The sequence below is a fragment of the Actinocorallia sp. API 0066 genome (assembly GCF_020991275.1).
GTDB lineage: Bacteria > Actinomycetota > Actinomycetes > Streptosporangiales > Streptosporangiaceae > Actinocorallia.
Genome location: NZ_JAJLQY010000011.1, coordinates 96,818 through 122,092, shown reverse-complemented (window position 1 = coordinate 122,092; position 25,275 = coordinate 96,818). Strand labels below are relative to the sequence as shown.

General features: G+C 70.7%; 33 protein-coding genes and 1 tRNA gene. 18 read left to right on the top strand and 16 right to left on the bottom strand.

Going from position 1 to position 25,275, the window contains the following annotated elements; genetic code table 11:
• Positions 1-191: 191 nt before the first annotated feature.
• On the top strand, positions 192-647 hold the full coding sequence (locus LO762_RS25650) for a MarR family winged helix-turn-helix transcriptional regulator (protein WP_230618579.1): 456 nt from the start codon (positions 192-194) through the stop codon (positions 645-647).
• A 14-nt stretch (positions 648-661) separates the two neighbouring features.
• Here the strand turns inward: LO762_RS25650 and LO762_RS25645 are convergent, their stop codons facing one another.
• Positions 662-1,051, bottom strand: a complete 390-nt coding sequence (locus LO762_RS25645) for a hypothetical protein (RefSeq protein ID WP_230618578.1) — start codon at positions 1,049-1,051, stop codon at positions 662-664.
• 112 nt (positions 1,052-1,163) lie between these two features.
• On the opposite strand from LO762_RS25645, the gene LO762_RS25640 reads away from it, so the two are divergent.
• The 6 genes from LO762_RS25640 (at position 1,164) to LO762_RS25615 (ending at position 4,804) form a co-directional block, all read left to right on the top strand.
• Complete coding sequence (locus tag LO762_RS25640; protein WP_230618577.1) at positions 1,164-1,793, top strand: M15 family metallopeptidase; 630 nt, start codon at positions 1,164-1,166, stop codon at positions 1,791-1,793.
• 224 nt (positions 1,794-2,017) lie between these two features.
• The gene (locus LO762_RS25635) at positions 2,018-2,260 is read left to right on the top strand and encodes an RNA polymerase subunit sigma-70 (RefSeq protein WP_230618576.1); all 243 of its coding nucleotides are present in this window, start codon (positions 2,018-2,020) and stop codon (positions 2,258-2,260) included.
• A gap of 1 nt (position 2,261) precedes the next feature.
• Positions 2,262-2,801, top strand: coding sequence for a Clp protease N-terminal domain-containing protein (locus LO762_RS33705; RefSeq protein WP_230618575.1), 540 nt, complete (start codon positions 2,262-2,264; stop codon positions 2,799-2,801).
• 59 nt (positions 2,802-2,860) lie between these two features.
• The gene (locus tag LO762_RS25625) at positions 2,861-3,040 is read left to right on the top strand and encodes a hypothetical protein (protein ID WP_230618574.1); all 180 of its coding nucleotides are present in this window, start codon (positions 2,861-2,863) and stop codon (positions 3,038-3,040) included.
• Positions 3,041-3,210: 170 nt separating this feature from the next.
• Positions 3,211-3,951 (top strand): GntR family transcriptional regulator, encoded by a 741-nt coding sequence (locus LO762_RS25620; RefSeq protein ID WP_230618573.1) that lies wholly within the window; start codon positions 3,211-3,213, stop codon positions 3,949-3,951.
• Positions 3,932-4,804 (top strand): phosphoribosylaminoimidazolesuccinocarboxamide synthase, encoded by an 873-nt coding sequence (locus tag LO762_RS25615; protein WP_255687853.1) that lies wholly within the window; start codon positions 3,932-3,934, stop codon positions 4,802-4,804. The genes LO762_RS25620 and LO762_RS25615 overlap by 20 nt, the downstream gene beginning before the upstream one ends.
• Before the next feature lie 351 nt (positions 4,805-5,155).
• Here LO762_RS25615 and LO762_RS25610 read toward each other — a convergent pair whose 3' ends face one another.
• From LO762_RS25610 to LO762_RS25595, 4 genes are all read right to left on the bottom strand, one after another.
• Positions 5,156-5,698 carry a hypothetical protein gene (locus LO762_RS25610; RefSeq protein ID WP_230618571.1) on the bottom strand — a complete coding sequence of 181 codons (543 nt, stop codon included), beginning with the start codon at positions 5,696-5,698 and terminating at the stop codon, positions 5,156-5,158.
• A 61-nt stretch (positions 5,699-5,759) separates the two neighbouring features.
• Entirely contained in the window at positions 5,760-6,122 is a 363-nt protein-coding gene (locus tag LO762_RS25605) for a hypothetical protein (RefSeq protein WP_230618570.1), read from the bottom strand.
• Positions 6,123-6,125: 3 nt separating this feature from the next.
• On the bottom strand, positions 6,126-6,656 hold the full coding sequence (locus LO762_RS25600; RefSeq protein ID WP_230618569.1) for a hypothetical protein: 531 nt from the start codon (positions 6,654-6,656) through the stop codon (positions 6,126-6,128).
• Positions 6,657-6,936: 280 nt separating this feature from the next.
• On the bottom strand, positions 6,937-7,341 hold the full coding sequence (locus tag LO762_RS25595; RefSeq protein WP_230618568.1) for an ATP-binding protein: 405 nt from the start codon (positions 7,339-7,341) through the stop codon (positions 6,937-6,939).
• A gap of 163 nt (positions 7,342-7,504) precedes the next feature.
• Between LO762_RS25595 and LO762_RS25590 the strand changes: the two genes are divergently transcribed.
• The 7 genes from LO762_RS25590 to LO762_RS25560 all read left to right on the top strand — a co-directional run bounded on the left by LO762_RS25590 (position 7,505) and on the right by LO762_RS25560 (position 11,249).
• The gene (locus tag LO762_RS25590) at positions 7,505-8,347 is read left to right on the top strand and encodes a helix-turn-helix transcriptional regulator (RefSeq protein WP_230618567.1); all 843 of its coding nucleotides are present in this window, start codon (positions 7,505-7,507) and stop codon (positions 8,345-8,347) included.
• 8 nt (positions 8,348-8,355) lie between these two features.
• Positions 8,356-8,559 carry a DUF397 domain-containing protein gene (locus LO762_RS25585; protein WP_230618566.1) on the top strand — a complete coding sequence of 68 codons (204 nt, stop codon included), beginning with the start codon at positions 8,356-8,358 and terminating at the stop codon, positions 8,557-8,559.
• 223 nt (positions 8,560-8,782) lie between these two features.
• A complete protein-coding gene (locus LO762_RS25580) occupies positions 8,783-8,980 on the top strand; it encodes a DUF397 domain-containing protein (protein ID WP_230618565.1) in 198 nt (65 codons plus the stop codon).
• Between the two features lie 26 nt (positions 8,981-9,006).
• Positions 9,007-9,207, top strand: a complete 201-nt coding sequence (locus tag LO762_RS25575) for a DUF397 domain-containing protein (protein WP_230618564.1) — start codon at positions 9,007-9,009, stop codon at positions 9,205-9,207.
• A gap of 26 nt (positions 9,208-9,233) precedes the next feature.
• The gene (locus tag LO762_RS25570) at positions 9,234-9,431 is read left to right on the top strand and encodes a DUF397 domain-containing protein (protein ID WP_230618563.1); all 198 of its coding nucleotides are present in this window, start codon (positions 9,234-9,236) and stop codon (positions 9,429-9,431) included.
• A gap of 244 nt (positions 9,432-9,675) precedes the next feature.
• The gene (locus LO762_RS25565) at positions 9,676-10,530 is read left to right on the top strand and encodes an aminoglycoside phosphotransferase (protein WP_230618562.1); all 855 of its coding nucleotides are present in this window, start codon (positions 9,676-9,678) and stop codon (positions 10,528-10,530) included.
• A complete protein-coding gene (locus LO762_RS25560; protein WP_230618561.1) occupies positions 10,521-11,249 on the top strand; it encodes an AAA family ATPase in 729 nt (242 codons plus the stop codon). Before LO762_RS25565 ends, LO762_RS25560 begins: the two co-directional genes overlap by 10 nt.
• Before the next feature lie 63 nt (positions 11,250-11,312).
• Here the strand turns inward: LO762_RS25560 and LO762_RS25555 are convergent.
• Positions 11,313-11,402: transfer RNA gene (locus LO762_RS25555), tRNA-Ser, on the bottom strand.
• A gap of 64 nt (positions 11,403-11,466) precedes the next feature.
• Here LO762_RS25555 and LO762_RS25550 point away from each other — a divergent pair.
• The 3 genes from LO762_RS25550 to LO762_RS25540 are packed head-to-tail and all read left to right on the top strand — an operon-like array spanning position 11,467 to position 13,798.
• Positions 11,467-12,432: an NAD(P)H-quinone oxidoreductase gene (locus tag LO762_RS25550; protein WP_230618560.1), complete on the top strand. Its 966-nt coding sequence runs from the start codon at positions 11,467-11,469 to the stop codon at positions 12,430-12,432.
• Positions 12,429-12,950 (top strand): bacterial proteasome activator family protein, encoded by a 522-nt coding sequence (locus LO762_RS25545; RefSeq protein ID WP_230618559.1) that lies wholly within the window; start codon positions 12,429-12,431, stop codon positions 12,948-12,950. Before LO762_RS25550 ends, LO762_RS25545 begins: the two co-directional genes overlap by 4 nt.
• Before the next feature lie 50 nt (positions 12,951-13,000).
• Positions 13,001-13,798: an HAD family hydrolase gene (locus tag LO762_RS25540; RefSeq protein ID WP_230618558.1), complete on the top strand. Its 798-nt coding sequence runs from the start codon at positions 13,001-13,003 to the stop codon at positions 13,796-13,798.
• A 63-nt stretch (positions 13,799-13,861) separates the two neighbouring features.
• On the opposite strand, the gene serS is transcribed toward LO762_RS25540, so the two are convergent.
• The 7 genes from serS to LO762_RS25505 form a co-directional block, all read right to left on the bottom strand.
• Positions 13,862-15,118 (bottom strand): serine--tRNA ligase, encoded by a 1,257-nt coding sequence (gene serS / locus LO762_RS25535; protein WP_230618557.1) that lies wholly within the window; start codon positions 15,116-15,118, stop codon positions 13,862-13,864.
• A gap of 148 nt (positions 15,119-15,266) precedes the next feature.
• Complete coding sequence (locus LO762_RS25530) at positions 15,267-16,247, bottom strand: hypothetical protein (RefSeq protein ID WP_230618556.1); 981 nt, start codon at positions 16,245-16,247, stop codon at positions 15,267-15,269.
• 162 nt (positions 16,248-16,409) lie between these two features.
• Positions 16,410-17,165, bottom strand: coding sequence for an enoyl-CoA hydratase/isomerase family protein (locus LO762_RS25525; protein ID WP_230618555.1), 756 nt, complete (start codon positions 17,163-17,165; stop codon positions 16,410-16,412).
• Positions 17,166-17,191: 26 nt separating this feature from the next.
• Positions 17,192-17,695, bottom strand: coding sequence for a GNAT family N-acetyltransferase (locus LO762_RS25520; protein ID WP_230618554.1), 504 nt, complete (start codon positions 17,693-17,695; stop codon positions 17,192-17,194).
• On the bottom strand, positions 17,692-18,615 hold the full coding sequence (gene pheA / locus LO762_RS25515; protein WP_230618553.1) for a prephenate dehydratase: 924 nt from the start codon (positions 18,613-18,615) through the stop codon (positions 17,692-17,694). Before pheA ends, LO762_RS25520 begins: the two co-directional genes overlap by 4 nt.
• Before the next feature lie 32 nt (positions 18,616-18,647).
• The gene (locus tag LO762_RS25510) at positions 18,648-19,088 is read right to left on the bottom strand and encodes a DUF4446 family protein (RefSeq protein ID WP_230618735.1); all 441 of its coding nucleotides are present in this window, start codon (positions 19,086-19,088) and stop codon (positions 18,648-18,650) included.
• Positions 19,088-20,368 carry a glycosyltransferase 87 family protein gene (locus tag LO762_RS25505; RefSeq protein WP_230618552.1) on the bottom strand — a complete coding sequence of 427 codons (1,281 nt, stop codon included), beginning with the start codon at positions 20,366-20,368 and terminating at the stop codon, positions 19,088-19,090. Before LO762_RS25505 ends, LO762_RS25510 begins: the two co-directional genes overlap by 1 nt.
• A 70-nt stretch (positions 20,369-20,438) precedes the next feature.
• Here LO762_RS25505 and LO762_RS25500 point away from each other — a divergent pair, with 70 nt between their 5' ends.
• Positions 20,439-22,622 (top strand): hypothetical protein, encoded by a 2,184-nt coding sequence (locus tag LO762_RS25500; RefSeq protein ID WP_230618551.1) that lies wholly within the window; start codon positions 20,439-20,441, stop codon positions 22,620-22,622.
• Here LO762_RS25500 and LO762_RS25495 read toward each other — a convergent pair.
• From LO762_RS25495 to LO762_RS25485, 3 genes are all read right to left on the bottom strand, one after another.
• Positions 22,507-23,814, bottom strand: a complete 1,308-nt coding sequence (locus tag LO762_RS25495) for a hypothetical protein (protein WP_230618550.1) — start codon at positions 23,812-23,814, stop codon at positions 22,507-22,509. The genes LO762_RS25500 and LO762_RS25495 overlap by 116 nt on opposite strands.
• A 224-nt stretch (positions 23,815-24,038) precedes the next feature.
• Positions 24,039-24,782, bottom strand: a complete 744-nt coding sequence (locus LO762_RS25490) for a glycosyltransferase family 2 protein (protein ID WP_230618549.1) — start codon at positions 24,780-24,782, stop codon at positions 24,039-24,041.
• 62 nt (positions 24,783-24,844) lie between these two features.
• Positions 24,845-25,183, bottom strand: coding sequence for an STAS domain-containing protein (locus LO762_RS25485; RefSeq protein WP_230618548.1), 339 nt, complete (start codon positions 25,181-25,183; stop codon positions 24,845-24,847).
• Positions 25,184-25,275 lie beyond the last annotated feature (92 nt).

Here is a 25,275-nt window from a genome sequence, read left to right as displayed (position 1 = left end):
TAGATTTCCGTAGGAACATCTACGGCGTGTCGCCACGACGGCCACGATTCCCCCCAATCCGCCTCACACCACACCCCGCGATCGAAGACGCGTTCGACTCGATGGCGCCACCGTAGCGCACATGTGTTCGACTCTCCACCAAAGCCTGTGGAAAAACCCGCGCCAAAAATCCTGGCGATAGGCTCGGCGGCATGGCTGAGACACGCTGGCTGGACGCGGCACAGCAAGGCCACTGGCGGTCCTATCTCGACGGCAGCTCGCGGCTCTGGGAGGTCATGGACCGCGATCTGAAGGCCGCGCACGGCCTCGCCATGCCCGAGTACGAGATCCTCGTCCGGCTGTCCGAGGCGCCGGGGCGCACCCTGCGGATGGCCGAGCTAGCCGAGATGGCCTACCACTCGCGCAGCAGGCTCTCGCACACCTGCTCCCGGCTGGAGGCCAAGGGCCTGGTCGAGCGGCGCCGGTGCTCGGAGGACAAGCGCGGCATCAACGCGTTCCTCACCGAACAGGGCATGGACGTGCTGCGCGAGGCCGCCAAGGACCACGTGACGACGGTCCGCGCCTACTTCGTCGACCTGCTGACGCCCGAGGAGCTGGAGGTCGTCGGCCGCGCCTTCGCCAAGATCGCCGCGCACGCGCCCGACTGAAGCCGCCGGACGCCCTAATTAAGCCCGGTAGCGAACCCGAGCGAGAACAGGGTGAGCGCCACCCACCCGAGCATCATCCCGAACCCGATCGGCCGGAACGCGCCCCCGATCAGCTTGACCAGCACCGTCCCGAAGCCGAACGCGACGACGACGAGGACCACCGCCTGCGCGCTGGAGGACAGGTCGCGGTCGCGCATCGGCGCCCACATGACGATGAGGTCGATCAGCGCGAAGAGCAGGGCGCCGACCCCGGCGAGCACCATCTCGCGGCGGCCCGGCCTGGGCCCGAGGAAGTCGGGCCAGGAGGGCGGGCCCTGCGGCGTCGGCGGCTCGCGTCCCCCGGCGCCGCCCTTCGCCCCGAAGAGTTCGTCCGAGAGGGTCGGCCGCTCGTCCTTCTCGGTCATGAGCGATCCTGAGGTGATGGACGTTGTACGGACAGTTCCGATACTTGCCCTGACAGCGGTCTTCCTGGTCGGGTCGGCCGGATGTGGCCAATCCGCGGAGGTGCCGGAGCGGGTGGACTCGCCATCGGGTACCGCCTCTCCTTCCGACGCCGCGGAGCCGTCGCCGACCGCGACGGACGTGCCGTTCAAGGCCGAGATCTCCCGGGTGACCGCGCAGCAGTTGGAGCACTCGTGGCGGAAGGGCTGCCCGGTTCCGGTCTCGGGGCTCCGCATGATCACGATGCCTTACTGGGGCTTCGACGGGAAGCCCCACGAAGGCGGACAACTCATAGTGAACGCGGCGGTCGCCCAGGACGTCGCGGACACCTTCGGGACGCTCTACAAGAACCGTTTCCCGATCCGCAAGATGGTCCCGGTGGACGCCTACGAGGGCAGCGACTTCGATTCGATCGAGGACGACAACACGTCTGCCTTCAACTGTCGGCCCGCTACGGGCTCGTCCAATTGGTCGCGGCACGCCTACGGGATGGCCGTGGACATCAACCCTTGCGAGAACCCCTATGTCTCGGCCTCTGGGACGATCGCCCACCCGCGCTGCAAGAAGTTCTACAAGGACCGGAGCCCCGCCCCCGGTGTCATCACGGCGGGCGACAAGGTGGTGAAGGCGTTCGAGAAGATCGGGTGGCAGTGGGGCGGTTACTGGACCGGCACCAGGGACTACCAGCACTTCGACCGGCGCTGAGCGCGGGTCGGCGCTGGTGCCGTGCGGCCGCGGCGGGGGCGCGGACACCACCGCGGCCGCACGGGTCTGGAGAGGTCACGCCCGCATGACCGTGTACTGAACAATTACCTTCCCGCGCCCGCCCATGTGGGCAAATCACCAGAACTAGTCCCAACTCGGCCGCGCAACACCCCTCCGCGTCAACCAAGGTTGACAACCTCGCGGCGTCAACCTATGTTGACACCATGAGCGAAGGAGTACAGCTCGCCCAAGCGGCGGGCAGCCGCGACCCGGCCGTCGGCCTGCGCGCGGTCAGAGCCCTGCGGGAGCTCGCGGAGCGCCTCGAAGTCCTCCAGGTCGGCAACGCGCGCGCGCTGGGCTGGTCCTGGCAGGACATCGCTGAGGCACTGAGCGTCAGCCGCCAGGCCGTCCACAAGAAGCACCGGCGGATCGACGCGGTGATCGCCGCGCGACGAGAGGAAGACTGACGTGTTCGAACGGTTCACCAACGACGCGCGGGAGGCGGTCGTCAAGGCCCAGGAGGAGGCCAGGACGCTCCGCCACGACCGGATCACCTCGGGGCACGTCCTGCTGGGCGTCCTCGGCCCGCTGGGCGGCGCCGGGGGGCGTGCCCTGCGCGCCCACGACCTCACCCCGGCCCTCCTGCGCCCCCTCGTGGCCCGCGAGGTGGACGGCCTCGACCCGGACGCCCTGGCCGCCATCGGCATCGACCTGGAGGCCGTCAGGCAGGCCACCGAGGCGTCCTTCGGCCCCGGCGCCCTGGACGGCGGCGGGCGCGAAGCCAGACCCGGCCACATCCCCTTCACGGCGAACGCGAAGAAGGCACTGGAGCTTTCACTCCGGGTCGCGATCAGGCACAGGCACCGGTCGATCTCGGACGGCCACATCGTGCTCGCCCTGCTGATGCTGCCTGATTCGTCGGCGGGCCGGGCGCTGCGGGCCGGGGGCGTCGATCCGGACGCGCTGAAGGAGACGGCGCTCCGCGAGATCGTCTCCCCCGCCGCCTAGCACAGAGCCGGAAATTTCGGAAATCTACCCACATGCCGTCGTCGCGTAGGCTCGCGCGCATGGCTGAGAACGAACTGGACCCCGCGCGGAGCACCCAGCAGTTCCGCGCTTTCACCGAGCAGAACCGCCCCGAACCGGCCACGCCGCCCGGCATCCCCCTGGGAACCATCGGCGCCGTGGCCGCCGTCGGCGCACTCATCGCGATCGCCGTCCTCGCCCTGGTCCTCGTCATGAGCTGAACCCACCACCTCCAGGCAGCAGCGCCCGCCAGGTCCCGACGCTGGCCATCGTGTCCAGTGCCCTTGCTTCTTCGTTGGAACATCGTGCTAGTACACCGCTTACCTTGCTCACCCTTGGGTACATCGGTGTGCTATTACACTGCGTCAGATCGGACATGGGAGGCCGAACGATGTCACCGCGGATTGAGCGGACCGACCCGCCCTACCTGCAGGTCGTGCGGGCGCTGCGGAAGAAGATCGAGTCGGGTGAACTGGCTGACGGCGACATGCTGCCGTCGGTGCGACAGATCTCCACGGACTGGTCGATCAGCCACGCGACCGCGACCAAGGTGCTGGCCGCGCTGCGTGCCGAGGGGCTGGCCGAGGGACGTCCGGGAGTCGGCACGGTCGTGACGTCGGCGCGCTTCGCCCGGTCGGCGGAGGACCGCCTGGTGGCGATCCGCGACACCGGCCGGATCTATCCGGCGAACGAGAAGGCGCGGATCGACGCGGCCGAGCTCGTGCCCGCCCCGGCCCGGATAGCCGACGCGCTCGGGCTGGAAGAAGGCGCGCCGGTCATCCGTCGGCGCCGGGTGACGCTGCGGGACGACGTGCCGGTGTCGGCGTCGACCTCCTGGTTCGACGGCGCCCTGGCCGAAGCGGCTCCGCTGCTCCTCGTCGCCGCCCGGATCGTCCAGGGCACGCCGGGCTACATCGCCGAGACGACCGGCCGCAGGGTTGTCGCCGGCCGGAACAGCTACGCCGCGGACACCGCCGACGCACAGGACGCCACCGACCTCGGCATCGAGCCCGGCCACCCGGTGCAGCGACGCCGAAACCTCTGTTTCGACGCTGACGGCGACGTCGTCGAGTTCGGCGAGAGCGTGGCGACCGCGGGCCGCTGGGCGTCGTATGAATACAAGATCAACTGAGGGGCTGGAACTGATGGAACTTCTGCATTCGGGCAAAGTCCGTGACGTCTATGGTGACGGCGATGATCTGATCCTCGTCGCGTCCAATCGGGTCAGCGTCTATGACGTGGTCTTGCCGACCGAGATTCCGGACAAAGGGGCGATCCTCACGCAGTTGTCGCTGTGGTGGTTCGAGCAGCTCGCCGACGTGGTGCCGAACCACGTCATCTCGGCGACGGACGTGCCGGAGGAGTTCGCGGGCCGGGCGGTGCGCGTCCAGCGGCTGGAGATGCTGCCGGTCGAGTGGATCGCGCGCGGCTACCTCGCGGGCCTCGGGCTGAAGGAGTACGAGCGTGACGGCGCCGTCTCGGGCGTCAGACTGCCCGAGGGCCTGGTGGAGGCGTCGAAGCTCCCGGAACCGATCTTCACCCCCACCACGAAGGCCGCCGTCGGCGAGGGTCACGACGAGTTCATCACCTTCGACGACGTCGTCACCGAGATCGGCAAGGAGACAGCCGACCGGCTTCGCGAGGTCACCCTGGAGGTGTACCGGCGGGGCGCGGCCATCGCCGCCGACAAGGGCATCATCATCGCCGACACCAAACTGGAGTTCGGCAGGGCCGCCGACGGTACGCTCGTACTCGCCGACGAGGTCCTGACCTCCGACTCGTCCCGTTTCTGGCCGGCCGACGACTATGCGCCGGGCCGTCCCCAGCACGCCCTGGACAAGCAGTTCGTGCGCGACTGGAGCAGCACCCTGGACTGGGACCGCACCGCGCCCGGCCCGGCCATCCCGCAGGACGTCGTGACCGCCACCCGCGACCGCTACATCGACGTCTACCAGCGGCTCACCGGCCGCACCTGGGAGAGCTGACCTCCGACCGCCCGGCGCGAAACCGCCTGACACCCGTGCCCCGGCCCCCGGCAGCTCGCCCTGCCGGGGGCCGCCGCGTCCGCCCGCCCGATACCGCCACCCGTCACCCGGCCCGCGTGGACGCGCTGGTGTCGGCGCGTTCCAGTGCGCTGCGGGCGACGTCTCTGTTGTCGTCCTCAGCCGGGGGTGCCCGGCGCGGCCCCTCCTCCGCTCCGGGCACCCGGTTCTCTCCGCCCTGGCCGGTTCAGGAGGTTCCGTCCATCGTCAGGGCGAGGTGGGCGGCGGTGATCCCGGCCAGGATGACGGTGGCGAACGGCAGGAGGACGAAGGCGGCGACCAGCCCCGCCGAGGTCACGCCCCGCCCTCCTTCCCTGCGAGCAGAGCGGCTACCTGGCGTTCGAGCTGGCCCAGCCGTTCCATGACCGAGGGTGCCCAGGCGCCCGGCGGGTCGATGGGCGTGGGTTCGGGCGGCAGCAGGCCCCAGTCCCGTAGCACGTTCCGGATCCGGGCCGAGGTGGCCGCCGCGATCTGCGGCACGGCCAGGAGACGATCCCCGTCAGGATGGGGTGTACCCGCAAGGTCGGTAACGTGCCCGAGGGTCGGCAGACCGTAGGCACGCAGCACAGTGACAGTCCGCCCGCCAAGGACGTCACCGAGACAGTCGATAGGACAGTCCCGCGTGTGGAGAGGATCCAGACCGTGGTCGGCGAGCGCGGCCCGAACGGCGAGGATCGCCCGGGGCCCGATTCCCCGCACAACGTCCAGACGACCCGCGATCACCGCGGCGACGAGCTGGCCGACGTTGTGGATACCGGCCTGCCGCGCCAGACGCACCACGCGGGGGCCCAGACCGCGCCCGTCGCTCTCGCTGTGCCGCTCGATATCGGCGGTCATACACGCGACCAGACAGTCACGACCGACAGGGTGGGGTTCGGCGTGCGAATCCAGGTGCACGCTAGTCCTTCCGAGAGGGGGCGGGCGAGAGGGTGGGCAGGCACTCGCTTAGGAGCCGCTCGATCCTGGCGATGCGCTGCAGCATGAGTTGCTGCCACGGGTCAGGCGGGGCAACGGCCATACCGTGCTCGGCCAGGATCTCGGTGACGGCGGCGAAACTGACCGGCCCGACGTTACGCAGGTCGCGCAGTTCGCCACTGGCCGCCAGCACCGCGACGTGCCCGACGGTCACACACCCTTCACGCCGCGCCGCGTTGACGACACGGGCACCGTTCCCAGGGCCACTCCGAGACGAGTGCTCATTCACGAGCACGGCCAGACAGGCCAGTTCACAGTCGGCACCCAACGGGTGATCGAGCGGCACGCGCTATTCCTTCCTGGACGCCGCGACAAGGTCGGCGAGATGACGTTCGATACGTTCGAGCCGATCAATGACGCCAGCCAGCCCGTCATCCCGGCAGGGAGACTCGGACGGGCGCGGCAGAAATCCCCACTCCCGCAAAAGGTCACGGATCTGCTGCTGGTGATGGCCCCCGATCCCAGGCACCGAGGTGAGATCGACGCCGTGCCCCTGGGCCAGGTCGATGACATCGCCCAGGGTGACCAGGCCATGCGCACGCAACGGCGCCACAAGACCATGCCCCACCTCAGGGGCAAGGCAGTCGATCGCGCAATCCCGGCTGTGATGAGTACGGGACACCGCCACCGTGCCGAACGCCGGATCAAGCAGCCCCTCACCGACAAGCAGCGCCGTCAGACGTGCCCGCAACCCGACCGACACAGCAGCCCCCAACGGCGAGACATCAGCACAGGACTGCGAAACGTCCGGGGCAGGCAGGCCGACGATCCCGTGCTCGGCCAGAACAGCGACCGTCCAGCCGAGAACCTTCTCACCCACACCCCCCACCCGAGTCAGCCTCCCGGCAGCGACACGATCGGCCACATCACCCACCGTCCGACACCCGGCATGCTTCACCGCCACCACCACCCGCCCACCATTGCCCGCACCCCCGAACACAGCGATATGCGGGACAAGACAGTCAACGGGACAGCCACGGGTAAGCGGATGACCACTGGGCGGATGATCTGTCACAGATACCTCCAAGGATTCATGCGGCGACGGCCCACGCCCGCACCCGGACGCCCACGTCGGCGGCGCGCCGGGCCGCCGACGCGGTCTAGGTGTCGAGCTCGAACCAGACGGTCGTGCCGCCGTCGTAACCGGGACAGTGCCCCCAGGCGCTGGCCAGGGCGGCGACGAGGAAGAGGCCGCGCCCGTCCTCGTCGGCCGTGTCGGCGTCGCGCGACCGGGGAACCCCCGTACCCCGATCGTTGACCTCGACCCGGAGCCCCTTCGGGTCACGCAACAGCGCCACCCGAACCCTGTGCTCCTCACCCTGCGGCCCGTGCCGCAACGCGTTCGTCGCAAGCTCGGACGTCAACACCCGGACCGTGTCCAGGACGTCGTCCCCGCAGCCGTGCTGCGCCACAAGATCCGCCACCCACGACCGGGCACGACGAGGCATCGTCTGATCGGGCCGCACGTGGATGTAACCGACGAGGTCCAGGCCAGACCGGCTCATCCCAATCACACTCCCTAACGTTGTCGGACCGCTACTCTCAGCGGTGTCGAGACCCAGTGTTCAATAGGTTTTCCTGGTCTGCGATGAGATTTCTCATCTGATCTTGGCCTAACCTGGCCAACACGGCGCGGCGACACAGCGCGACCGTGGAAAACTCTGTGCCATGGCGAAGGAACAGGGACCGACCGTCCGTCAGCGGAAACTAGCGTCGGAGCTGCGCAAACTACGCGCACCTACAGGGCTGAATACCGAGCAGGCGGCAGCGACCCTCGGCTGGCAGAAGTCCAAACTCAATCGCTTCGAGACGGGGGCCACGACCCCGACGGTCTCCGACGTCTCACGCATCCTCGGCATTTACGGCGGCATCGACCACGCGTTCCGCCTGGCGCTCCTCGAACTGACCCGCCAGGTCCGCCAACGCGGCTGGTGGGTCCCCTTCGGCGAGATCCTCGGCGGTTCCTACGCCGACCTGGAAGACGCGGCCAACAGGATCCTCGCGCTCCAGAAGGAAGGTATCCCCGGCCTCCTCCAGACGCCGGACTACGCGCAGGAACTCATTTCGCAAGGGTCGCCTGACCCGAAGAAGACTGATCTACGGCTTCAGGCACGGCTGACGCGGCAGGCGATCCTTCTCAAGGAGAAAGCGCCGCATCTTGACGTCATCCTCACCGAAGAGGTGCTGCGCCGACCGATCGGCGGCCACACGGTGATGCGCCGCCAACTCGAACGGCTCCTCACCGACGCGGAGCGGCCCAACATCGACATCAGGGTCATTCCCATCGAGCGCGCCCATTACCGGACGTTCGGTGAGGGCGGCATGGTGATCTTCGAGTTCGACTCACCGATCGAGCTGGACACGGTCTACGTCGAAACCGTGCCGGGAGGTCACTACATCGAGGACGTTGAGCAGGTACGGCGCTGTAGGTTGGTGTACTCGCAAGCCGCAGACGCCGCACTGTCCCCAGAGGACTCAGCGGCGCTCATCACCGCGATCATCAAGGAGTAGTCCAGGCCATGCACCAGCCTCGTCTCCAGTGGCGTAAGTCCTCCTACAGCGCGACGGGCAACGATGTTTGCGTCGAACTCGCCGACCTGCACGAGGCCGGACGCGTCGGTATCCGGGACTCCAAGCACCCCGACCTCGCTCACCTGAGCGTCTCCCGCCGCGACCTGGGCCGCCTGACCGCCCGCATCCGCACGGGATCACTCGACCTCTGATCCAACGCCAGCGGCCCCCGGTAGCTAGGACTGCCGGGGGCCGCTGCGTGCACCCGTCCAGGCCATGACGAGCAAGTCCAAGCTAGTCGAACACCCATCGAACACCTAGCAGGCTCGACCACCCCTGACCTGCACCGGCCACCAAACACCCAACCTTCCACCCCCCGGATTACCCTGACCCCGAGAATCTCTCTCCTTCCGGTCTCAAGGAGTAGTCCAGCCCATGCCCCACCCCCAATGGCGCAAGTCCTCCCACAGCACACCGAACGGCCAGAACTGCGTCGAGCTCGCCGACCTGCACGGGGCCGGACGCGTCGGCATCCGGGACTCCAAGCACCCCGACCTCGCCCACCTCAGCGTGCCCCGCCGCGACCTCACGCGCTTCACCGCCCGCATCCGCACCGGCGCGCTCGACCTCTGACCCACACCGCAAAGGGAGCCCAGGCCATGCTCAAGGCACTCAACTGGCGTAAGTCGTCCCACAGCACACCGGACGGCCCGAACTGCGTCGAACTCGCCAACCTGCACGAGGCCGGAGCCGTCGCCATCCGCGACTCCAAGCACCCCGAACACGCCCACCTCAGCGTCCCCCGCCACAACTTCGCCCGTCTCACCACCCGCATCCGCACCGGCGACCTCGACTCCTGACCCACACCACACAGGGAGCCCAGGCCATGCTCAAGGCACTCAACTGGCGTAAGTCCTCCTACAGCGCGACGGGCAACGACGCCTGCCTCGAACTCGCCGACCTGCACGAGGCCGGACGCGTCGGCATCCGAGACTCCAAGCACCCCGAGCGGACCCACCTCAGCGTGTCCCGCCACGACCTCGCGCGCTTGACCGCCCGCATCCGCACCGGCGACCTCGCCTGACAAACGCACGTGACGACCCCCAGCAGCGAGCACTGCCGGGGGTCGTCGCGGTTCCTCGGTCAGGCCGGGCCAAGAAACCGCCGCGCGCACTTCCCCAGGCCAGGAAAGCGCGAGCCCCAGCACTGCGCTCCGAAGTACTCCTGTGGCCCGTGCCATCCGAAGGACACACTGTGCAACCCTGATAAGAACTGCAAGCCCAACCAGTGCAGGCCCACCCGGTGATCGAAGGAGGCCGTGGCCAGCCGTGTCCGACGATCAGAGCGAATCGGGGCAGCGCCGGTTTCTGCGGCGGATCCTCGCTGACGGGGCCGCGCGGCTCGGCGTGAGCGTGGACGCCGACACCCCGGAGGCGGTGTTCGGCTGGCGGGACCGCACCATCGGCGCACCCGCGACCAAGGACGGGACCCGGCTGTGGCTGCGGGCCACCGCCGAACGCCGGGAATGGACCGAAAGCGACGACTGGACCGGCAACCAGGACGCCGCCGACATGCCCGGCATCCGCAAACCGTCCCTGATCGCCCACACCGAGTGGGACGACGACAACGTGATCGACCGCGCCGAACTGATGACCTACGTGCCCGACCGGGCCTGCTCGCCCACCGCCGAACTACGAACGCCCTTCACCGCCCCCGACACATGGTGGGCCGACCTGCGGGCCGCGGTGGACGCCCTCAGCGTCCACCCGACGCATCGCGGCGGCGAGAACCCCGGCTGGTACACCCCCGATCTACGGCTGTTCTTCGGCGTCCGGGCCGAGCGGTTCAAACCCTCCTGGGCCACCGAGCACATGGACCTGCAATGGTCCAACATCACCACGCCGACGCTGTGGCTGCTCGACTGGGAGAGCTGGGGCCGCGCCCCTGCCGGATACGGGGCCGCCAGCCTGTACTGCCACAGCCTGCTGATCCCGCCGACCGCACACCGCGTCCACCAGGTCTTCGCCGACGTCCTGGACTCGCCCGAGGGCCAGTACGCCCAACTGTGCGCCATCAGCCACCTGCTACGACGCGCCAGCGACGGCGACTACCCCGACCTCGTGCTACCGCTCCACGCAGCGGCCGAGAAAATCCTCGCCCCGGAAAGCCGCCGATGTACCTGACCCGCCTCTTCCTGGACGACCCCCCGCAACGGGAATGGCCCTTCACGCTGCCGCCCGTCGCCCAGCTCGCCGCGGACGGCCTGGAACTCCCGCGTCCCGTCACCTTCCTCGTCGGCGAGAACGGCTCCGGCAAGTCCACCCTCGTCGAGGCCGTCGCCGACCTGTGCGGGATCAGCTCCGAAGGCGGCAAGGCCGGCACCAGATACTCGAGTACCGGCGCGCGAACCCCGCTCGGCCAAGCCCTGCGCGGCGAGTTCACCAGCGCGGGCCTGAAGCTGCTCACCGGGCCGCGCAGCAGACGAGCGGGCTTCTTCCTCCGCGCCGAGACCCTGTTCAATCTCGCCCAGAACGTCTCCGGCAGGTACGGCTTCTGGGATGCCGACCTCACCGAGCAAAGCCACGGCGAGGGCCTCATGACGGTCCTGGACGCCATGGTCACCCGGCCCGGCCTCTACCTGATGGACGAACCCGAGGCCGCCCTGTCATTCACCTCCTGCCTGAACCTGATCGCCCAGATGGACCGCCTCGCCCGCGCCGGAGCACAGATCATCTGCGCCACCCACTCCCCGGTCCTGACCGCCCTGCCCGGAGCGCAGATCCTGGAACTGGGAGAGCACGGCATCCGCCCCTCCTCATGGGAGGAACTCCCCCTCACCGACCACTTCCGCCGCTACCTGACAAAACCCGACCTCTACCTCCGCCGCATCCTCAACAACTGACCACCCAGAGGCGGCAAAAAGGCCATGACCTGCGCGTTCACGCAGGTCGGCAGGCTTCTCCGGTGGCGGAGGGTATGGGATTCGAACCCATGGGACCCGCGAAGGCCCGGACGCTTTCAAGGCGTCTGCACTCGTCCACTATGCGAACCCTCCAGTGGCGAACACCACGATAGCGGGCCCCGCGTCCGTCGTGCTCGCGGATGGATAGCGTGAGGACATGCAAGCGATCTCCATCACCGGGCCGGGCGGCCCCGAGGTGCTCACCTGGACCGGCGCGCCCGACCCCGTCCCCGGAGAGGGCGAGGTCCTGCTGGAGGTGGCCGCCAGCGCGGTGAACCGCGCGGACGTCCTCCAACGGATGGGCTTCTACGACCCTCCTCCCGGCGCCTCGCCCTACCCCGGCCTCGAAGCCTCCGGAAGGATCACGGCCGTGGGGCCCGGCGTCACCGGCTGGCGGGTCGGCGACGAGGCGTGTGCCCTCCTGACGGGCGGCGGCTACGCCGAGAAGGTGGCCGTCCCCCAGGGCCAGCTCCTCCCCATCCCCACGGGCGTCTCGCTGGTCGAGGCGGCGGCGCTGCCCGAGGTCGTCTGCACCGTGTGGTCCAACGTCTTCCTGGACGGCCGCCTCAGCCACGGCGAACGGTTCCTCGTCCACGGCGGCGGCAGCGGCGTCGGCACGATGGCCATCCAGCTCGCCAAGGCCACCGGCGCGTACGTCGCCTGCACGGTGGGCACGCCAGAGAAGGGGAAGCGGTGCCGTGAGCTCGGCGCCGACCTCACGATCGACTACCGGACGGAAGATTTTGTCGCCTCCGGCACGTACGACGTGATCCTCGACAACATGGGCGCCAAGTACCTCGACCGGAACGTCACGGCGCTGGCGACGGGCGGCCGTCTGATGGTCATCGGGATGCAGGGCGGCACCCGCGGCGAACTCGACCTCGGCAAACTGCTCACCCGGCGTGGCGAGGTCCACGCAACCTCACTGCGCGCCCGCTCGTTGGAGGACAAGGCGCGGATCGTCAGCTCGGTCCGCGAACACGTGTGGCCGCTGATCGAAGCCGGGGCCGTCCGCCCGGTCGTGGACCGGGTGGTGCCGATGTCCCGGGCCGCCGAGGCGCACCGCGTCCTGGAGGACAGTGGCCACTTCGGCAAGATCTTGTTGGAGACTGGGGAGTCATGAGCGAACAGGAGCAGGAGCCGCACGTGCTGATCGTCGGACCCGGCAAGATCGGGGAATCCCACGACGCCGGCGGCAAGGATGGGGACGACGACCGCCCCCTCACCGAGATGGTCGAGCAGCCCGCCAAGGTCATGCGGATCGGCGGCATGATCCGGCAGCTCCTCGAAGAGGTCAAGGCCGCCCCGCTGGACGAGGCGAGCCGGGTCCGGCTCAAGGAGATCCACACCTCGTCGATCAAGGAGCTGGAGGACGGTCTCGCGCCGGAGCTCGTCGAGGAGCTGGAGCGGCTGTCACTGCCGTTCGCCACGGAGGTGCCGAGCGAAGCGGAGCTGCGGATCGCCCAGGCCCAGCTCGTCGGCTGGCTGGAGGGCCTCTTCCACGGCATCCAGACGACGCTGTTCGCCCAGCAGATGGCCGCGCGGGCACAGCTGGAGCAGATGCGCCGCGCGCTGCCCGCGGGCATGGCCCCGCCCGGCCTGCACGAGGACGACCGCGGCACGAACGGCCCGTACCTGTAAGGAGTGACGCGGGGGCCGCGGCCGCACGGCGGCGGCCCCCGCGCTGGACCATGAAGCTCATCGCCACCGATCTCGACGGCACCCTCGTCCGCTCGGACGGTTCCGTCTCCCCCCGCACCGTGGCGGCACTGGCCCGCGCCGAGGCGGCCGGGCTCGCCGTGCTCATGGTCACCGGCCGTCCGCCGCGCTGGATGAGCGCGGTCGCGCAGGCGATCGGCAACCGAGGGCAGGCGATCTGCGCGAACGGCGCGGTGCTGTACGACCTGCGCGCCGAGCGGATCCTGAGCCGCAAGACGATCCCGGAGGCGACGCTCGCGGAGGTGATCGCCCGGCTGCGGGCGGAGCTGCCGGAGCTGCGGTTCGCCGTCGAGTACGGCGAGGGGTTCGTGTTCGAGGCCCGCTACCAGCGCGGCGGCTGGGATCTCACCGCGATGGGCGGCGAGGCCGTCGACGACACGGGCCTGATCGCCCGTCCGGCGACCAAGCTGCTCGGGCTGCATCCGGGGGCCGACCCGGACGCGCTGATGAGCCACGCTGCCAAGGCCGTCGGCGACCTCGTGACGATCACCCGCGCGTCGAGCAGGTCGCTGCTGGAGATCAGCGCGCTGGGCGTCACCAAGGCGACCGCGCTTGAGGAGTACTGCGCGGCGCGCGGCGTCACCGCCTCGGACGTCGTCGCGTTCGGCGACATGCCCAACGACCTGCCGATGCTGACGTGGGCGGGCCGCCCGTACGCGATGGCGAACGCGCACCCGGCGGTGCTCGCCGCGATCCCGGCCCGCACCCCCGCCGACAACGACGGCGACGGCGTCGCCGCCGTCCTGGAACACCTCCTGGACGGCCGCTGAGCCCGGCACCCGGGCCGATGAACACAGCCCGGCTGACGGCACGCGTTCCTCAGCGCTCGCTCTTCAGCGGACGGGTTCCAGCACCTCGCGGCCCAGGTACTTGCGCAGCGCCTCGGGCACCCGGACGGAGCCGTCGGCCTGCTGGTGGTTCTCCAGGATCGCGACGATCCACCGGGTCGTCGCCAGGGTGCCGTTGAGGGTGGCGACGGGCTGGGGCTTGCCTTCGGCGTCCCGGTGCCGGATCGACAGGCGGCGCGACTGGAAGGTCGTGCAGTTCGACGTGCTGGTGAGCTCCCGGTAGGTGCCCTGGGTGGGGATCCACGCCTCGCAGTCGAACTTGCGGGCGGCGCTGGAGCCGAGGTCGCCCGCGGCGGTGTCGATGATCCGGTAGGGCAGCTCGACCTTGGCGAGCATCTCCTTTTCCCACTCCAGCAGGCGCAGGTGCTCGGCGTGCGCGTCAGCCGGATCGACGTAGGAGAACATCTCCAGCTTGTCGAACTGGTGCACCCGGATGATGCCGCGGGTGTCCTTGCCGTAGGAGCCCGCCTCGCGCCGGAAGCAGCTCGACCACCCTGCGTACCGCTTGGGCAGGTCGGTCAGGATCTCGTTCATGTGGTACCCGGCGAGGCCGACCTCGGCGGTGCCGACGAGGTAGAGGTCGTCGGCGGGCAGGTGGTAGACCTCGGGCGCGTGGTTGCCCAGGAACCCGGTGCCCTCCATCGTCTCCGGCTTGACGAGCACCGGCACGTACATCGGGACGAACCCGGCGGCGACCGCCTGTTCCATCGCCAGGTTCAGCAGCGCCAACTGGAGCAGCATGCCGACGCCGGTGAGGAAGTAGAACCGCGAGCCGGACACCTTCGCGCCGCGCTCCATGTCGATGGCGCCGAGCAGTTCGCCCAGCTCCAGGTGGTCGCGCGGGGTGAAGTCGAACGACGGGATCTCCCCGACGGTCTCCAACACCACGTAGTCGTCCTCACCACCGGCGGGCGCGCCTTCTTCGATGACGTTCGGCACCGAGCGCAGCAGCGCGTCAAGCTCCGCCCCGAGCACGTCGGCCTCGGCGTCCGCCTCCTTGACGGCCTGCGCCAGCTCCTTGGCCCGCGCCAGCAGCTCCTGTTTCTCCTCCCCCTGCGCCCTGGACACGAGCCTGCCGGAACTCTTCTGCTCCGCACGCAACTGCTCGAACCTGGTCAGCGCCGCACGCCGCCGCTCGTCCAACCCCAACAAAGAGTCGACAACCGCCGCGTCCTCACCCCGCGCACGCTGCGACACACGCACACGCTCGGGATCATCTCGAAGGGCTCGCAGATCAATCACAACCCCGAGGTTATCGCCCCCCACCCCCCAGCCGCGTCGAGTTATCCACAGGGTCGCGGGATCGGGCGCTCCCGGCGAAGTCGGGCCCGGGAGGCGCCCGAGGGCCGGGAGGCGGGTCGCGCGCCGATCCGCCTCCCGGGGTCGGGGGTTAGAGGACGTTCACCCAGACGTTCTTGCTGGTGACCTTGAAGTTGGCGCCGTTGCCCTGGTACACGGTGCGCCACCAGCCGTCGCGGGGGGTTTTGAACTTTTTGCTGTACTTGCCGTTGGCGGAGACCCAGGCGGTGCCCTGGGAGCGCCACTTGCCGCCCTTGGGCTTGAAGTAGACGGTGACGCGGACCTTGCCTAGAGGGCGCCACACTCCGTCTACGCGGTGGCCGAGGGCGCCGTGTAGGCGGACCTTGGCGTTTTTCTTGACGTTCTTGGGGGTGGCGGCGACCGAGAGGCGGGTTGGGTAGCGGGAGTCGATCCAGACGGAGCGTTGGGTTCGGGTCCAGCCGTCGGGGGTGGGGTTGGCTTCCAGGACGACGTACCAGGTGCCGTCCTGGGCTACGGTCGGGGCGAAGCGGAACCTGCCCTTGGCGTCGAGGGCGGAGGTGCCGACGTAGCTCCAGTTCTTGCCGTCGCCGGAGAAGTGCAGGTCGACGGAAGCGCCGGTGAGCGCCTCCTTGCCCTTCAGGCCGACCCGGAAGGCGCGGCCCGCGATGTTCACCGGCTTGTTCTGCGCGACGGGCTTGGGCGAGGCCGTGAACTCGTCGATGCCCGTCCGGTAGTGGACGGGGTAGTAGGGCGTCGCCCGGGTGGACTCGTCGTAGGCGGTGTCACCGAGGTACTCGGCGGTGTACGCGCCACTGCGCGGCACCACGAGTTCGGCGATGTACAGGCCCTGCGTGTTCGTCCTGACGATGGTGCGTTTGCCCGCGACGTTCACGAGGATGTCCCGGCTGGGCAGCGCGGCGCCGCCGGTGCGGGTGAGCTTGCCGCTGACGGTGACCGAGTCGCCGATGTACTTCGGCGCCTCGTCCACCCGGATGGTGATGGCCGTGCCGACCGCGGCGTAGGCGGGCGGGGCGAAGGCGAGACCGCCGGCGATGAGGGCGATGCCGACGGGGACCGCGAAGATGCGCAACGGATCCTCCGGAAGGGGGGAGTACGGAACGTACGAAACGCGCAAAAGTAAAGAGATCTTCGTTATACCAGGATTCGCAGAAAAATCCTGGAACACAGGCAACCCCACACACCCCTCGCGTGTCGCCTTCCCGTCACCCGGGAAACCGGCCCCTTGACGGCCTCAGGCACGCGTCCACGTGAACGCCGGAGGCCGCCGCTCCAGGAACGCCGCGACGCCCTCGGCGGCGTCCGGCCCGGAGAGCGAGTCCGCCTGCCAGCCCTCCAGGCGCTCCGGTGTCATGGACCCGTCGACGAACCCGTCGATGATGTCCTTCGCCGCCTCATGGCTGAACTGGGAGCGCGAGAGCAGCACGTCGAGGAAAGCGGCGACCCTGCCTTCGAGGTCGTCGGCGATCTCCTGGACGAATCCGATACGCAGCGCGTGAGCGGCGTCCACAAGATCCGCCGAGTAGAGCAGGTGCTTGGCGGCGGCGGGCCCGACCAGGGCGACGAGCCGCCGCAGCGCCGACGGCGGGTAGACGATGCCGATCTTGGCGGGGGTGATCGCGAACCGGGCGCCCGGGTCGGCGAAGCGCAGGTCGCAGGCCCCGGCGAGCTGCCAGCCGCCGCCCACGCAGAACCCGCGGATCACCGCGATCGTCGGCGCGGGGAACGCGGCGAGCGCGTCCTCGGCCCGCGACGACAGGTTGGCGTCGCCGGTCGCGTTGATCGAGGCCAGTTCGGTGATGTCGGCGCCCGCGCAGAAGTGCTCGCCCTGGCCGGTGAGCACGAGCGCGCGCACGGCCGGGTCCTTGGCGAGCACCGCCAGGAGGTCGGGTAGCTCTCGCCACATCGCCGCCGTCATCGCGTTGCGTTTGGCGGGGTGGGCGATCGTCACCGTCGCCACGCCCCCGCTGATCGCCGTCTCCAGGCCCATGGCGCCGATCGTACCTACCGGTAACCTCAGAGCCGCATGATGGGCGGAGCGTAGGCGAACTCCCCCAGGTCACCCGGGGTGAACGTGTACAGGGTGCGCACCTGGAAGTGCACGCCCCACGACGGATCGGGCGCCAACACGCCGACGTCGGAGGCGGGCACGAACCCGAACCGCGCGTAGTAGTCGGGATCGCCCAGCAGCGCCACGAACGGCTCGTTCCGCGCGTCGGCGGCGCCCAGCACCGCGTGCATGAGCGCCGAGCCGACCCCGGAGCGCTGCACGTCGGGCCGGACGGCGAGCGGCGCCAGGCCGAGCGCCGCGACGTCACCGGCGTGGCCACGGGTGCAGAGCACATGCCCGACGACGTCGCCGCCCAGTTCGGCCACGAGCGACAGCGCGGGGATCCAGGCCGGGTCGGCGCGGAGCGCGTCCACCAGCGGCGCCTCGGCCGCGTGGGGGCCGCCGAACGCCGCCGCCACGACGTCGCGGACCGCTGCGACGTCCGAGGGCAGCTCGCGTCGGATGATCAAGCCGCGCCGCCGCGGATGTCGGCGAGCCAGTCCGAGGCCGCCGCGAAGTCCTCGTCGGCGGTGCCGAACCGCGCCACCGGACGCACCCCGTCAGCGGCCGGGTAGCTGCCGACGAACCGGACCTCGGCGCAGACCCGGCGCAGCCCCATGAGCGCCTCGCCTACGCGGGCGTCCTCGACGTGGCCCTCGAAGTCGATCCAGAACAGGTAGGAGCCCAGCCCGGCCCCGGTAGGCCGTGACTGGATCAGCGTCAGGTTGATCCCCCTGACGTAGAACTCCTGGAGGATCTGGAGCAGCGCGCCCGCGTGGTCGTCCCTGATGTAGGCGACGACGGTGGTGCGGTCGCGTCCGGTCCGCGCGGGCGGCCGCACGGGACGGGCGAGCTCCACGAACCGGGTGACGGCCCCCTCCACATCGTGGATCTTCGACGCCAACGCGCTCAGCCCGTACCGGGCACCGGCGAACGATCCGGCGAGCGCCGCGTCGTAGAGCCCGTCCGCGACGTGCTGGGCGGCCTCGGCGTTGGAGGTCGCGGCCCGCCACTCGGCGTCCGGCACGTGCGCGGCGAGCCAGCGGCGGCACTGCGGCTGCGCGTGCGGGTGCGAGGCGACGGTCTTGATGTCGTCCAGCGTGGTGCCGGGCCGCACCAGCAGCGCGAACTCCACCGGCAGGTGGATCTCGGAGACGATCTGGAGCTGCTCGCCCGTCGCCAGCTCGTCCAGGGTGGTGGGCACCGATCCCTCGACGGAGTTCTCCAGGGCCACGACGGCGCGGTCGGCGAACCCGTTGCGCACGGCGTCGAGCGCGGCGGGGACTGTCGTGTAGGGCACCCGCTCGGCCTGCGCGGCACCCGGCAGGGTGAGCAGCGCGGCTTCGGTGAAGGTTCCTTCGGGGCCCAGGTAGGCGTAACGGTCGGGCATAAAACAGAAGGGTAACCGAGTGGTGCGCCCGCTCAGGTGCCGACCGGCGTGCCGAAGTCGGCGAGCGGGTCGTCGAGCTCCACCACGGGCCCACGGCCGAGCCTGGCGGCCCGGAGCGCGTGCTCCTCCTCGGGGGAGAGCATCTGCGGGCTGTGGCCGCCCTGGACGACCTTGGCGTAGGTGCGGGTCTCGCTGCGGCCGTTGATCGAGCTGATGACGACGCCGTCGCCGGCCGCGTCGAGCACGGCGAGCGAGAACGACAACTGGCCCGACATCTCGGCGAGCGCGTCGTACCGCACGATCGCCAGATCCCTGAGCGCCTTCTTGTCCACCCCTGTGGCGGTCTGCATCTGCCGGCGCAGGACGTCGGCGCACTCCTCGACGACCCGGTTGACCCGGTTGCGCGCGACGAGCGCGACGCACAGGCCGGTGATCCCGGTGAGCGCGCCCGCGACGGCTACGGTGATAAGCATCACGGGGTGAGCGTACCCATGACCGGGGATTCCTGAGCCGCTTCACGGCGGCGTGGGGGTGTTTCCCGCCACATTTCGTTCACCAGCCAGACACCCAGGACCAGCACCAACGCGAGCGCGCCGAGCCCGTAGGAGCTCTGCATGACGCGGCCCCCGGCCTGCTCCCAGAGCGGTTTCCAGCCCTGGATGTGCCTGGTCCCCCACCACGGGATCTGCAGCACGTAGTACAGCCAGACGACGACGGCGGCGAGACAGCGCCGGAGGTTGCGCCCGTCGCCCGCCAAAGCGCCGACGACCAGCACGATCCACACGAGGTGGTGGATCCAGGCGACGGGCGACAGCAGGACGGCGAGCAGCCCCGCGACGGCGATCCCGGCCGTCTCGGCCGACCAGGCGTTGGCCGGGGAGAGCGATCCGGACGCGCCGAGCAGCGAGAGCCGCCGCGCGTAGTGGAACCCGACGGCGGCGACCAGCGCGACGGCGGCGAGCCAGACGAGCGAGGTGACCGCGTCCGGCCAGTAGAGCCGCAGCAGCATGCCCCGGATCGACTGGTTGGAAGTGCCCAGGTTGGAGCCCACGCGGTCGCTCGTGAGCAGCGCCCCGAACCAGAAGTCGACCGAGTCGCGGGGGAGGACGGCGAACGTGATCAGGGTCGCCCCGGCGGCCGTCACGACGGCGTTCCCCGCCGCCTCGCGCCTACGCGTCACGAGGAAGTAGATCAGGAAGACCCCGGGCACCAGCTTGAAGGCGGTGGCGAGCCCTACGAGCAGCCCGCGCGGCCAGTAGGTGCGCGGCGCGAGGCAGTCCACGGCGCACAGGGCGAGGAGGAACAGCCCGACCTGGCCGAACCTGAGCTGGTCGTGGACGGGCAGCGGCAGCGTCAGCGCGGCGACGAGCCCGCCGAACACCAGCGGCCCCCACGCGCCCGCCCTGGCGATCAGCGGCCGGAACGCCCACCACACCGAGACGGCGAGCGCCGCGAAGACCGCGAGGATCATCGCCACCTGCGCGACCGGCCAGGAGAGCCACGCCAGCGGGACGGCGAGCAGCGCCGAGAAGGGCGGGTAGGTGAAGGGGAGCAGTTGGGGGGCCTGTGTGACGAAGTCGTAGACGGAGCCCCCGTCCAGCACGGTCTGCCCGGCCGTCCGGTAGACGTCGAGGTCAACGAGCCGCTGGTCCACGGGGTTGGTGAGCCAGCGCGCGGCGAGCGGATACAGGGAGGCGCCCGCGATCAGCAGGCCGCCTACGGTCGCGAGGGGGCGTCTCCAGGGTCCGGCCATGGGTCCATCCTGGCGCAAGACGACCACTAACCTGGGGGCGAGCGTCCGATTGGGCCCCCTGGGAGGTGCCGTGACCCGCTGGCGGGTGAAGTGCCGGGACGCCGCCACAGCGGGACGGTTGCTGCTCCTCGCGCTGGTCGCGGCGCTGGTCCCGCTCGTCGCGCTGCCCGCCCCCGCAGCGGCCGAGACACAAGGCGGGGCCCCCGTCATCGTGCTCGGTGTGCCCGGCCTCCAGTGGGACGACCTGTCGGCGGGCGGCACCCCTACCCTGTGGCGGCTCGCGGGCGAGCACGCCGCCGCGTCCCTGTCGATCCGCACCACGACCACCCGGACGTGCCCGATAGACGGCTGGCTGACGGTGTCGGCGGGCCAGCGCGCGCGCTTGGAGCACGGGGCCTGTGCGCTGCCGCCGCAGCCGCAGGCGGCGCCCGGAGGCGGCGCGACGGTGCCGGGCTGGGCGGAGATCGCCGCCGACAACCGGACCACGTCCTACCAGGCGAAGGTCGGCCTGCTCGGCTCGAAGATCAAGCAGTCGGGCGGCTGCACCCGCGCGGTGGGCGCGGGCGCGGCCCTGGGCGCGGCCGACGAACGCGGCCACGTCGACGGCTACGCGCCGCTCCCGGAGGAGGTCGAGGACTGGTCCCGGTGCGCGGTGACCATGGTCGACATCGACGACGTGCACCGCGTGTACGTCGAGGCGGGCGTGGACGAGGACGGCGAGCAGGTCGAGCCCGCCCCGCTGGACCGGGCCGACGCCGCCGCCGCCGCCGACACCAGGATCGCCGCGATCCTCGGCAGGCTGCCCGCGCACGCGACGGTCCTGGTGGCCGGGCTCGCCGACACGACCGGAGACCCCCACCTGCACGTGGCGATCGCGTCAGGCCCCGGCTTCGCTCCCGGCTACCTCACCAGCTCCTCGACCCGCAGGCGCGGCCTGGTGACCCTGACGGACCTCAGCTCGACGGTCCTGTCCGTGCTGGGCCTCCAGCAGCCGTCCGGCATGGTCGGCGCGTCCTGGACGGCGGCGCCCTCGCCGGACGCGGCCGCGCAGAAGGCCGACGTGCTGCACGACGAGGACGTCGCGGCCCAGGCGATCAGGGACCTGTCCGGCGCGTTCTTTGTGGTCCTGCTGGCCGCTCAGCTCCTCCTGTACGGCTTCGCGGCGTTCGCCCTGCGCCGCCGTGCCTTCGACCGCCGCCGTGTCCTCGCGCTGACCCGTGTGGTCGCGCTGGGCGGCGCGGCGGCGCCCGTGGCGACGTATCTGGCCAACCTGGTCCCCTGGTGGCGCTCGGACCATCCGGTGGTCTCCCTGGCCGTCTGTGTGGCCACCGCGACGGCGCTGGTCACCGGGCTCGCGCTGGCCGGGCCGTGGCGGCGCTCGCTGACGGGCTCGGGCCTGGTCATCGCGGCGATCACCGTCGCGGTGCTGGGCATTGACGTCGTGACGGGCTCGCACCTCCAGCTCAACGCGTTCATGGGCTACACGGCGCTGGTAGCGGGCCGGTTCTACGGCTTCGGAAATATGGCGTTCGCCCTGTTCGCGACCGCCGCGATGCTCACCGCCGCCTGGCTGGCCGAACCCCTGGTCCGCAAGGGCAGGCGCGGCCTGGCGGCGGCCCTGGTCGTCGTGATCGGGCTCGGCGCGATGATCGTCGACGGCATGCCCGGCTGGGGCAGCGACTTCGGCGGCGTCATCGCGATCCTGCTCGGCACCGCCGTACTGGCGCTCCAGGTCGGCGGGCAGCGGGTGTCGGCGGTGCGGGTCGCGCTCGCGGGCGCGCTCGGCGCGGCCGTGGTGCTGGGCCTGGCGTTCCTGGACTCGCGGCGGGCCGACCCGACCCATCTGGGCAAGTTCTGGGAGCAGCTCGCGGCCGGGGAGGCGTGGGGGGTCGTCACCCGCAAGACAGGCGCGATGCTGCGCAGTTTCGGCGGGTATCTCCCGTTCACGCTGATGGCGATCAGCGCGCTGCTCTTCCTGTTCCTGGTGTTGGCCAGGCCGTCGGCTTGGCGGGCGTCAGCGCTCGGCCGCGCTTACGAGTACAGCCCTACCTTCGCGCCCTCGCTCGTCGCCGTTCTCACCGTCACCCTGGTGGGGATGCTCATGAACGACTCGGGTGTGGTCATCCCCGCCCTGGTGTTCACCCTCGCGGTACCGCTGGTGCTGGCGGCGTCGGTGCGGGCGCTGGAGCTGGACGCCGAGCCAGGCACGCCCAGACCAGGGCCGCAAGAACCCCGGCCAGCACAAAGGGCATGACGGTGGCCCGCAGGCCCGTCACGAGCCAGTGCAGGCCCTCGGGCAGCCCGGCCAGGCGCGGGTCGCGGGCGGGCAGGTAGGCGAGGCTCAGCGCGACGGTCCGGGCCAGCAGGACCCCGTCGAAGCGGGACGCGGGCAGCAGCGCCAGGACGGCCCAGGCCAGGCCGTCGTACCAGGGCAGCGCGTAGGGCGCGGCGAACAGCCAGGCGAGGACGAGCGCGGCGGCGATCCGCACCGCCTCGTCGCCCGGAGGCAGGGCCCGCAGCAGCAGCCAGGCCAGCAGGCACGCCAGCGCCAGCGAGAGCACCGGCACGAAGTCCGACGACAGCCCCACGTTGAGCACCCCGCCGCCGCGCCCGGCCACCAGGTGCCAGGGCGTGGCCAGCGAGACGAACTGGGACGCCTCCCGCACCTGGTCGAGCGCGCGCGGCCCGACAGCCGCGTAGGCCCCCCCAGCGACGAGCAGCGCCCCCGCGATCAAGGCGGCCAACTCCGCCCGCCGCCGCCCCCGCAGCAACCGCCACGCGGGCCCGGCCCCGACGAGCGCGGCCGGGAACTTCATCGCGACGGCGGCCCCGGTGAGCGCGCCCGTCCCGAAGGCCCGCCACAGCGCGGACGTCCCCGAGGCGAACAGCGCGAGCGCCACAACAGCCGCCCCGATGCCCAGCATGTCGTTGTGCGCCCCGGAGACGAGGTGGTACAGCAGCAGCGGGTTCAGCGACCACAACAGCGCGGCGCGGGCCCGTCCGGCCTCGCTCCGGGCCGTCCGCCGCAGCACCAGGCCGACCAGCACGAACACCAGCGCGTTGATCAGCGAGAGCACCAGCACCGTCGTACGCACGGCCCCCGGCCCAGAGCCGCCGATCCAGGCCGCGAACTCCTGCGTCCAGGTGATGATCGGCCCGTAGACCGACGGCGTCCCGCGCCACTCCTGCACCGCGAGCCCGAACGGATCGGCCCCGAGCCCCTCGGCCGTCGTGCTGTACGGATCAAGGCCGAGCACCGCCATGTGCCCGTAAGCCGCGTAGTTCAGGTGATCACTGGAACCCACCGGGGGCGTCACCGCGAAGGCGAGCGCCGCCACCGCCCCCACCCACACCAGCCGCCCGGAGGAGGGCGCCCACCCGAGCGCCAACCCCCGCATCCAGAGCCCCAACCCCAGACCCGACAGCACGATCGCCAAGGCGAGCACGGCCACAGCGACCGAAGGCGCGACCCCAAGAGCAAGAGCCCAAGGCGGCCCCGCCCCTCCCCCCAGCGCGGGCTGCACCGCCGAAGGCCCCATGACGGACAGTGCCATAAAGCCCAGAAGTCCAGCACCCACACCAATGCCACCCAAGCGCACCATCAAGGGGAAGTGCGAGCCCGGTTCGACGGCTTCTCTGGAAACGCCCATGGCCAGGGGAGGGCGGCCGGTTAACGACGCCGCAGCCGCGCCGCCGCGTCCCGGACGACCGGGTCGCGGGTGGCGAGCGCGCGCGCCACGTCGCGGAACTGGCGGGCCCGGTGCAGTTGGGCCTTCAGGTCGGTGCCGGTGGCGCGGTGCGCGAGCGGCACCTCGACCTCACGGATCCGGAAGCCCTGCCGGAGCAGGTCGATGGTGAGCGCCGTCTCCACGCCGAACCCTGCGGCGAGCGGCTTCGCGGCCTCGAAGGCGGCCCGCGTAAGGCAGCGCTGCCCGTTGAGCGGCTGGGTGGCGGTGAAGCCGGTGGCCCGCCTGATCCCGTCGCGGGAGAGCCGGACAACGATCCCGTGCCCGCCGAGCTTCACCCGGGAGACGAAGACCGCGATGGTCATGTCGGCCTCGCCCGCCCGCACCGGCTCGATCAGCGGGGCGGCGTCGGCGGCGGTGGCGCCCAGGTCGGCGTCGAGGAAGAGCAGGTGACGCGGGGAGATCCCGTCGCGGGAGTCGAGCAGGGCGACGGCCTCCGCGCCGGTCTCCATGGCGGCGGCCTTGCCCCGGTTGCGCGCGTGCCGGACGACGTCGGCGCCCGCCTCGCGCGCGACCCGCGCCGTGGCGTCGGCGGACCCGTCGTCCACGACCAGGACGAGATCGACGCCGGGCAGCTCGCGGGCTGCCTTGACGGTCGAGGCGATCCGGTCCGCCTCGTTGGCGGCCGGGATCACCACTGCGGTGCCGGGCGGCGTTTCGTCGGACATGCCTGCGATCGTAGTGGCGCGCGGCGCCCGCGCGGCCCGCCGCGCCGCGGTGTCGCGGCCGGTCAGGTGGCGTCGAGCGCGGGCACCGCGTCGTGCACGGTGAACACGGTGTCCAGGCCGGTCACCTGGAGGATGCGCTGCACGGCCGGGCGGGGCGCGGCGAGCTCGAAGACGCCGCCGCGTTCGCGGACCCGTTTCATGCCGGACAGCAGGACGTTCATGCCGGTCGAGTCGCAGAATTCGACTCCGGACAGGTCCACGACGACCCTGTCGAGTTCCTGTTCGCCCAGCAGTGCCTGGAGGGCCTGCTGAAGCCTGGGCGCGGTGTACAGGTCCAGCTCACCGACGGCTGAGACGACGGCGTGACCTGCCTGAGATGCAGTCGAGACCTGAAGCTCCATGACGGGCACACTATCGGCCCGCGAGCCAGGTAGCCAGACAGTCATCACCAAGTCCGAGTGATTCGCCCGGCCGGTTGATGATGATCCGGTCT